Below are 9,595 nucleotides of genomic sequence, written 5' to 3' on the forward strand. Positions count from 1 at the left end.
AGAGAAGTCATCAAGTTCCGAACCGGGATAGATTCGCGAGTCTTCATCACAATTCCTTCTGTACCTGCCTCTGTTTTTTTGTCCCACCACGCGCCCAGCTCCTTCACTTGTGAAGGATCGCTTGGGGAAAGCGTCCGAAACTCAGTTGCGACAACTCTCTCTGAGACGACGGCAGGGCGTGCGAGGGTCTGCATGTGCCAGAGATGATCTTGCTCCAGTAGCGTGCGCCCCTCGGCAGCCAATAGCTGGGCTTGGTACGCCGCGAGCCGGGTTTCTCTCTCTCGCAAGCGTTGTGCCAGAGCGCTACATTCGGCAATTTCACGCGACGTTGCCTGCTCTGTCAGGCTGCGTGCCGCGCTCAAGCGTACGGCCCCTGCGACCCCCACGGGTGCGTATTGCTGTTGTAACAATCCCTGCACTTTTGCGTTCCAGGGAAGTAGCTCGCTGTCTAAAATCAGCCAGTCAGTTTCTAGCTCCTGCCAGAGCTCTGTCTCCGTAAGCGCCTCGCGTAGCTCTGCAAAGCGATTCTGCGCCACGGCTTCGTCCCGGTAGACAATCACGACCGCGCGGCTGCCCATGTGCTTTTCCTGGCAGATGATCTCGTCGAAGCCGCTCTTGGCAAAGTAGGCACAAGCCTCTTCGGGGCGCTCTAAGGAACCCTCGATGAGGCAGAACTCTCGGACGGCACGGCTCGCTCGACCAATCAAATCCTCCAGAAGCGGCTTGGGGGCATGCTCTTGTACATTACAGACAACGCCGTGCAAGTAGTCCGACGACAGCACTTCCGTCGGCAAAAAATGTGTTTTTGCGAAGGTGCTCTTGCCGCTGCCACTCGCGCCGATAAGAACAACGAGCGCGAAATCTGGTAGGTCTACTTGCATAGGGGAAGTGACATCATACCACAGTCGTTTCTGCTTTCGAAACATATCGGAAATAATTTAATGATTTTCCGTGCAATTATGTGTCTGTACTCAACGAAGCGGGTTAGTGCCCGGAGAGCGGGTGGGATCAGTAGCCTGTCCCACTCGGACTCGCACACCTTGCGGAGGCGGTGGAGATTTCGTGGAACCAGAGCTTAAAAGTGGTAAGTGACTTTCTCTGTGCCTTCGTCGATCTGAAGCTTCTGACGCTGGATCAGCTCCGCGATAACAGGAGGCACTGCCTCGGGCGCTACCTTCAGACGGTTACCAATAAAGTTCTCCAGAGGCTTGCGCTTGGTGGGGCGAGCTTTGGGGTAAGTCAGAAGCACTTTGAGGATATCCTCGGCTCCTGAGGGGGGAGCTACTTTCGCAGGCAGCTCGGTTTTCGGAGTAGGTTCGGCAATAAGGTCGGTGAGGCTCTCAATGCGACAGCAACGCCGTGAGCCACGGGTGACATGCTGGGCGAGTGCATCGAAGCCCTTGTCTTTGGTGAGGATCGTAACGTGGCGCGTTGGGTTGTTAGTGAGGTACTTGCCTAGCTCATAGGCGAGGATAAAGTCTGCGGCATTTTCTCCGCTTTGTCTGACCTTGATCCACTCCACTCGTGTTCCCAGAGGCTGAAGCGCACAGACAAGATCGAATGGAATGCTGCCTTGCTGCTTCCCGACAAAGATCAGAACACGGGCCTGCTCTGGGATGTGCTTGAAATCTGTCGGGATAATGTTCTCAAAATCAATGAGGATCAGCTGGGACATGAAGGCAGATTCGCGAATGTTTCTGAGATCTCCTCCCAATTCTGGAGGAACAAACAGGTCAGGTTTTACGACAAAGTTGGTAAAATAGGTTTATGCGCAAGTTTATGGCAGTACTGCCTCTGATTGGGCTTCTTGCTGTTGGCTCTCTGGGGGCGTCGGGGCAGAAGGCGGAGAACACAAAGAATGCAAAGCCGGTCAGCTTCCGAGAGGAAGTGGAGCCACTCCTTAAAGCCGACTGCACGGGCTGCCATAGTGGCGAGGCGAAGCAGGGCGGCTTTTCGGTGGAGGGCACGGCGCTCTTTGTGGGAGGAACGGCCTTTGGCAAAAAAGTGATCGTCCCTGGTAAGCCTGCCGCGAGTGCGCTGATCGGCTACCTGCGTGGCAAGCACCAGCCGCAGATGCCCATTGGGATGCCGCCGCTCAAAGAGGCGCAGATTCAGACTATCGAGCGCTGGATCACACAAGGGGCAAAAGTGGACGAGGCAAAGCTGGGCTGGCCCTACCTCGCGCCGACAAATCCCGCAAGCCCTAAGCTCAAGAACCCGGTGCTGCGCGACGAGTGGGTCAAAAATCCGATAGATGCCTTTGTGCTGGCAAAGCTGGAGGAAAAAAAGCTCTTTCCTAGCCCGCCCGCCGATAAGACCACGCTCCTACGCCGCGTCTACTTAGACTTAGTGGGCCTGCCCCCGACCCCACAAGAAACCGATACGTTTCTCTCGGACAGTGCGCCGGATGCCTACGAGAAGCTCTTAGATCAGCTACTTGCGGACCCGCGCTACGGGGAGCGCTGGGGACGGCACTGGCTGGATCTGGTGCGCTTTGCCGAAACACATGGCTTTGAGGCCGACAATATCCGCTCCCGTGCCTGGCGCTACCGGGACTATGTGATCCGCAGCTTCAACGCCGACAAGCCCTACGATCAGTTTCTCAGCGAGCAGCTTGCGGGGGACTTGCTCCCCAATCGAACCGCTGACTCCGTTATCGCCACGGGGTTTGCACGCCTGGGCTCCTGGGACGAGCTCTCGCGCGATCCCGAGGGACGCTGGCAGGACTATCTCAACGATGCCACAGACACGGTCGGCGCGGTGATGCTGGGGATGACCGTGGGCTGTGCGCGCTGCCACGACCATAAATACGACAAGATCACCGCAAAAGACTACTACAAGCTCCAGGCGTTCTTTGCCAACACGCGCTGGTCCGACGAGCGCCTGCCTGGTGAAGTGGATAGCCCCACGCTGATCGCACGCCGCAATGCCCTCCAAGAGCAGCTCAAGGAAAAACGCGCCCAGCAGGAAGCGGAGCGAGCCGAAAAAGGCGACACGGAGGAGCCCAAGCGCAAGCGCAAAAAAGAGGGAGTCGAGGCGGAGATCGACACGCTGAATCGTGAGCTCGGGCCGATTGATAGCGTTGCGGAGGCCGTCACGGACAAAAACCAGAAGCCCATTACCCATAAAGTGCTGGTGCGCGGGAGCCTCGCCACGCCGGGTGAGACGGTAAAGCCAGGCTACATCACGAGCTTCTGTGGCGATAAAGAAGAAGAAGTGACCACGGGCAAGGCGCGGCTGGAGCTGGCACGTTGGGTCGCTAGTCCACAGAATCCAATGACGGCGCGGGTGATCGCCAACCGGCTCTGGCAGCACCACTTTGGTCAGGGAATTGTCGCGACTCCCTCGGACTTTGGTCGCAACGGTGCCAAGCCGACCCACCCGGAGCTGCTGGACTGGCTGGCAAATGATCTTATCCGGAGTGGCTGGAGCCTGAAGAAGCTCCACAAAACAATTCTGACCAGCGCAACCTATCGGCAAAGTGTTGGGGCCAATCCCATCGCGGCCAAGCTCGATCCCGCAAACACACTTCTCTGGCGACAGCGGCGGCAGCGACTTGAGGGCGAGGCGATCCGAGACTCCATGCTTGCGGTCTCAGGGCAGCTCAACCCACAGATGGCCGGGCCGAGCATCTACCCGCGTGTCTCGGGCGAGGTGCTCGCGACCGGCTCAACACATAAATGGGGGAACTCTCCCGAGGACCAGCAGCGCCGTCGGACGGTCTATGTCTTCCAGCGCCGCTCGCTCTCACTCCCCATGACTGAGGTGTTTGATGGCCCGGACATGGTCAACACCTGCCCCAAGCGCCAGGCCACCACGATCGCACCGCAGGCTCTGGCGATGTTCAACGGCGAGTTTGGCTGGGAGCAAGCACGCCACTTCGCCCAGCGCGTCGCCAAGGAGGCCGGAGGCGATCCCTCGGCGCAAGTGACTCTTGCCTATCGCCTCGCGCTGGTGCGCAAGCCGACGCCTACACAGCTCGCACAGGCGACTGCATTTCTTGCCAAAAAAGCCGAGCTTCACCGCGCTGAGACGAAAGCCAGCCCCGAGCAAGCCGCCCTTGCCGATTTCTGTCATGTCCTGTTCAATACCAATGAGTTCCTCTATGCCGACTAGCCCACACTTCACCCGCTCGACATCCCGTCGCGACTTTCTTGCTCGCGCCGGAGTCGGTTTTGGTGCGCTTGCTTTGAGCGCACTTCTCGCCGATGAGGCACAGGCGCAGACGGTCAAGAAGTCACACTACCCGGCCAAGGCCAAGTCGGTGATCTTTTTATTCATGTATGGTGGCCCGAGCCAGATGGATACGTTTGATCCCAAGCCCGGCCTCGATAAATACCATGGCAAGACCATGAGTGTCGCCTTGCCCTCTGCCGGGGAGATCAAGACCTTTGGCGGCGGCAACAACGCGCCACTGATGCGTAGCACGATCCCCTTTAAGAAATACGGCAAGAGCGGCATCGAGGTGAGCGACTTCTTCCCCCATGTCGGGGGCTGCGTCGATGACATCTGCTTCGTACGCTCGGTCTTTGGCAACTCCAACAACCACGCCCCGGCGCTCTTTGAGATGAACACGGGGACGATTCTCCAAGGGGCACCGTCGCTGGGAAGCTGGACGACCTACGGCCTTGGCTCGGAGAACCAGAACCTCCCCGGCTTTGTCGTGATGCTCGATCCCCGTGGCGGCCCGATTGGCGGCGCTCCGAACTGGGCGAGTGGCTACATGCCCGCCAGCTACCAGGGAACGGTCTTTCGCCCCAGTGGCGTCCCGATCCTAGACCTCAAGCCTGGTGCGGGAGTCAGCGACGATAACCAAAAGCAGGACCTTGAGTTTCTCGCGCAGCTCAACCACGAGCACCTCACGGCCCGGCCCGGCGATAGCGACCTAGATGCCCGTATCAAGAGCTACGAGCTGGCCTACCGGATGCAGATGGCCGCCCCCGAAGCCGTGGACTTCGCAAAAGAGACGGAGGAAACCAAGGCGCTCTACGGCATAGACAAGCCCGAGACAGCAGATTTTGGGCGCAAGTGCCTCCTGGCGAGGCGCATGGTCGAGCGCGGCGTGCGTTTCATCCAGCTCTACTCGGGTGGGGGGCACGGCGACGATACCTGGGACGCACATGGCAATATCGAGAGCAACCATGGCAAGCACGCGAGGGCGACCGACAAGCCCATTGCGGGCCTGCTCCAAGACCTCAAGCGCCGTGGGCTTTTGGACTCCACTCTGGTGGTCTGGGCGGGCGAGTTTGGGCGCATGCCGATCTCGCAAGGTGGCGCGGGCCGCGATCATAATCCCGGCGTTCAAACGGTCTGGCTAGCGGGGGGAGGCATCAAAGGCGGCACGGTCGTGGGCTCCTCAGACGAGGTCGGCTACAAGGCGGGCGATGATCCACACCCTATCAACGACCTCCACGCGACCATTCTTCACTGCATGGGTCTAGAGCACACGCAACTGACGTATCTCTTCAATGGCCGCAACCAGCGCCTCACCGGCACCGGCGGCACAATAATCAAGAAAGCATTGGTATAAATGAAAACAACGACGATTCTGGCGGCACTGCCGCTGACTGCTATATTGGCGACAAGCGCTCAGGCAAAGCCGCCGTTTGCGGAAAAAGAGGGTATCAAGTGCACCTACTGTCATAGTGGGATGCAGCCCAAGCGCAACTACCGCGGCGACTACTACAAGCTCCATAACCTCTCCTTTGCGGGCTTTGACGATGCCGCCGAGGCGAAAAAAGCGGGTGTGGAGATCGCGCCGCTGGCGGAGCTGAAGCCTAAGAGCCTGACGCCACCTGCGCCCGCCAAGCCCGTGGAGCCACCCAAGCCCAAGTACAACCCCGTCTACCCTGGGCCTGGAGAAGTGGTCTTTGGCGAAGGCCCAGACGGTATCGTGAAAGACGGCAAGCCGGTTGCGAAGGGCTGGACATCGCTCTTTAATGGGAAAGACCTTAAGGGCTGGAACCTTGAGAAAGGCTACTGGTCGGTGGTGGACGGTGCGATTGTGGGAGACAAGAAGGGCAGCACACCCAAGCACCACTATCTCTTCAGTGACATGGACTACTCTGACTTTGAGATGCACATTGATGTGAAGATGGATGGCTACAACTCTGGGGTCTGCACACGCATCAAGCCGACGTCGTTTGATGATGCGCCGGGCTACCAGGTGGACATGGGCGAGGGGTACTGGGGCTGTGTCTGGGACGAGCGCCGCCGTAGCAAGAAGATCTACGACTTCCCCAAGGCCGATGCGGATCAGATTGTCAAGAAGAACGACTGGAACCACTACTACATCCGCCATGTGGGAACCAAGACCGTGATCTACCTCAACGGTGTCAAGACCGCCGACGGCGACGATCCCGAGGCGTTTCTCTCCGGCCCGATTGGCTTCCAGCTCTGCCACGGCAACAACACGGTCGCCAGCTTCAAGAATATCTACATCAAGACGCTCGCCAAGCCCACCAAGGGCACCGCACCCAAGAGCGACATGAACCCCAAGCCGTAGTTTTTGTCCGGCCGATCAGAACGGCCGGACTGAAGAGCCTTCGGCTGCGAAGGCCGTTCCGGCCATAATTTGGTATGGCCGGAACGGCCTTTGTAGCTTTAGCTCTACAGCCATGCCGTTACAATCGGCGTGGCTACCCCGGATACCAGATAACTCGGGGATCTTCTGTGGGACGCTGGTAGTCGTAGGCGGCGTCTATGAGCTTGGCCGTATCGTAGATGGGTTTCCAGCCGAGGAGAAAGCGTGCCTTGGCGTTGTCGAGCCAGGTGGTGTGAAACTCGGTGGTGACTTTTACGCTGGGGAAGCCGCGTGTCTGGGCGAGATACTCCGCCACAAAGCCATAGTCCACGGGCTCGTCCATGCAGATATTAAAGGTCTGCTGGCGAGCCTTTGGATGGTTCAGCGCCGCCAAGATCGCCGTTACCAGATCGCTGACATGCACAAAGTTGCGCTTGATCGGGTTGCCATCGGGATCGCAGAGAACAGGGACCGTCTGGCTGGCCTGGTAGCTGTCCGCCGCCTCAGCCCCGACTAAGTCGCGCCAGCGTGGGCCGCCAAAGACATCGTCGCCGAAGCTCTGCGTGTACTTGAAATCGTCCTTTTCCATGATCCAGGGCGCACGCAAACAGCAGCCGTTGAGGCCGTACTGGATGTAGTACTGCTCCAGCATCACTTCCTCTAGGACTTTCGAAAAAGCATAGCAGCCCTGGTAGGCACTGTGGCGCTGGGTCTCGGTGACGGGGATCGGGTGCGGGTAGACAAAGTGTCCCATGCCCGCGTCGCCGCCGATTAGTACCAGCTGCTCGAACGTCGGGGAGAGCCGCGCCTCTTCGAGTAGCCAGAAGAAGCCCTTGATCGCGACATCCATGATGTCCTCGGGGGTCTCTTTGCAAGTCGCCAGATGGAGCACATGCGTCACGCCGTCTAGCGCCCGCTTGACATCGTCGCGTGACGACATCGAGCCTTTCACCACTTCCACCCGCTCGCTCGTCTCCAGCACCCGGTTGTGGCAGAACGCCCGCACAATCGCCCCACTAAAACGCTCGTCGGCGAGAAACGCCTTCACAAATGTCTGCCCGACTTTTCCCGTCGCACCTGTTACCAAGATTCTCATGCGCGTATAATACCCGCATGATTGCCAAAGCCTTTGCTCTGCTCGTGCTTCTTGCCCTTGCCACGCTTCCCACAGTGGCGCAAGTCACGCCTACGCGCTACGACTGCCTCACGTGGCGCTGTATTGGCCCGTTTCGTGGGGGACGAACCGTCGGGGCCGAGGGCGTGATCTCCCAGCCCAATGTGCTCTTTATCGGGGTGAATAATGGCGGGGTCTGGAAGACGACAGACTACGGCCTGACTTGGAAGCCGATCTTTGATAGCCAGCCCACGGGCAGTGTTGGGTGCCTGGCGGTTGCCCAGAGCCGCCCCAACACGATCTATGTCGGCAGTGGCGAGGGCCTTCAGCGCCCCGATCTCTCAGTGGGCGATGGGGTCTACAAAACCACCGACGGTGGCAAGAGCTGGGTGAACACGGGCCTCAAAGACGGCTTGCAGATCAGCGATATCTGTGTGGATCCGAAGAACCCGGATCGTGCATTCGCGGCAGTGCTGGGCCATCCTTATGGCCCCAATAAAACGCGTGGGCTCTTTCGGACGCTCAATGGTGGCAAGAGCTGGGAGCGCGTGCTCTACAAAGACGAGAACACAGGCGCGGTTGAGGTCGCGCTTGATCCGACCAACCCCAATACGGTCTACTGCTCGCTCTGGGCGGCGCGGCAGGCACCCTGGGAGAATGGGGTTTGGCAGGGAACGACCAGCGGCTTGTTCAAGTCCACGGATGGCGGCACGACCTGGATGGCACTTACCAAGGGCCTGCCAACAACTGCACAGGGCCTCGGGCGGATTGGGTTCTCAGTGTTCGATTCCAAGCGGCTCTACGCCACGGTGGACGCGACCACGGGCGGCGGCATCTACCGCTCTGACGATGGCGGCAAGAGCTGGACCTTCACCAACGGTGAGCCGCGTGTCTGGAGCCGTGGGAGCGACTTTGCTGAGGTGCGCGCCGATCCCAAGCAGCGCGATGTGGTCTATGCCGCCAATACGTCTACCTACAAATCTGTCGATGCGGGGAAGACCTTTGTTTGCATCAAGGGCGCACCTGGTGGCGATGACTACCACACGATCTGGATCAACCCGACCAACCCTCAGATTATTCTGCTGGCCGCGGATCAGGGCGCGACAATCTCCGTGAATGGGGGGGAGACTTGGAGCTCGTGGTACAACCAGCCGACCGCGCAGTTTTATCATGTCAGCACCGACAATCAGTTTCCGTACTGGGTCTACGGTGGCCAGCAAGAGAGCGGCTCGGTAGGGATTGCGAGCCGTGGGCAAGATGGCCAGATCACGTTTCGGGACTGGCATCCGGTCGGGGCCGAGGAGTACGCCTATGTTGCCGCCGACCCGCTCAACCCCGATCTGATTTATGGTTCCAAGGGCAGCAAGTACAATAAAAAGACCGGCGAGGTGACCAGCATTCAGCCCAAAATAGACGGCCTGCGCTACCTACGCACCATGCCGATGCTCTTCTCTGAGGCCGACCCGCACACGCTCTTTCTGGCGAGCAATCGGCTACTCAAGACCCGCGATGGTGGCACAACCTGGGAAGCGATCTCACCCGACCTGAGCCGCGAGACCTGGGATGTCCCCGCATCTTTCGCAGCGGTCTCCCGTGATGGTAAGACCATGCAGCGCCGGGGTGTGATCTACGCCGTCGCACCCTCACCCACAGATATCAACGTGATCTGGTGCGGCACCGACGATGGCCTGCTCTGGCTGACCCAGGACGGCGGCAAGAACTGGACAAACATGACCCCGCCAGAGATTTCGTCGTGGAGCAAGATCGCCCAGCTGGAGGCCAGTCGCTTTGTGCCGGGCCGCGCCTACGCCGCCGTGAACCGCCTGCGCTGCGATGACAACAAGCCCTACATCTATAAGACCGATGACTTTGGTAAGACCTGGAAGCTCATTGTCACCGGTCTGCCTGACAATGCCCCGGTGAACACCGTCCGTGAGGACCCCAAGAAGCCTGGCCTT

At 59.3% G+C, this 9,595-nt stretch carries 7 protein-coding genes; 4 read left to right on the plus strand and 3 right to left on the minus strand.

Features of this window, described 5'->3' with window-relative positions:
* Together AC1XOS_RS15725 and AC1XOS_RS15730 are read right to left on the minus strand one after the other, a co-directional pair.
* Positions 1–881 (minus strand): AAA family ATPase (locus AC1XOS_RS15725; protein WP_481963172.1); only part of this gene is annotated, 881 nt, incomplete at its 3' end.
* A 194-nt stretch (positions 882–1,075) separates the two neighbouring features.
* On the minus strand, positions 1,076–1,675 hold the full coding sequence (locus AC1XOS_RS15730) for a PIN domain-containing protein (protein ID WP_481963173.1): 600 nt from the start codon (positions 1,673–1,675) through the stop codon (positions 1,076–1,078).
* A gap of 92 nt (positions 1,676–1,767) precedes the next feature.
* Between AC1XOS_RS15730 and AC1XOS_RS15735 the strand changes: the two genes are divergently transcribed.
* From AC1XOS_RS15735 to AC1XOS_RS15745, 3 genes are read left to right on the plus strand one after another with little or no spacing between them, the layout of a single operon-like run.
* Positions 1,768–4,116: a PSD1 and planctomycete cytochrome C domain-containing protein gene (locus AC1XOS_RS15735; protein WP_481963174.1), complete on the plus strand. Its 2,349-nt coding sequence runs from the start codon at positions 1,768–1,770 to the stop codon at positions 4,114–4,116.
* Positions 4,106–5,530: a DUF1501 domain-containing protein gene (locus AC1XOS_RS15740; RefSeq protein WP_481963175.1), complete on the plus strand. Its 1,425-nt coding sequence runs from the start codon at positions 4,106–4,108 to the stop codon at positions 5,528–5,530. The genes AC1XOS_RS15735 and AC1XOS_RS15740 overlap by 11 nt, the downstream gene beginning before the upstream one ends.
* Positions 5,531–6,505, plus strand: a complete 975-nt coding sequence (locus AC1XOS_RS15745; RefSeq protein WP_481963176.1) for a 3-keto-disaccharide hydrolase — start codon at positions 5,531–5,533, stop codon at positions 6,503–6,505.
* 133 nt (positions 6,506–6,638) lie between these two features.
* Here AC1XOS_RS15745 and AC1XOS_RS15750 read toward each other — a convergent pair whose 3' ends face one another.
* Positions 6,639–7,619 carry an NAD-dependent epimerase/dehydratase family protein gene (locus AC1XOS_RS15750; protein WP_481963177.1) on the minus strand — a complete coding sequence of 327 codons (981 nt, stop codon included), beginning with the start codon at positions 7,617–7,619 and terminating at the stop codon, positions 6,639–6,641.
* Between the two features lie 17 nt (positions 7,620–7,636).
* On the opposite strand from AC1XOS_RS15750, the gene AC1XOS_RS15755 reads away from it, so the two are divergent.
* Positions 7,637–9,595, plus strand: a 1,959-nt coding sequence (locus AC1XOS_RS15755; RefSeq protein ID WP_481963178.1) for a WD40/YVTN/BNR-like repeat-containing protein, incomplete at its 3' end; no start/stop codon positions are given.

The sequence above is a fragment of the Armatimonas sp. genome, from assembly GCF_964826245.1.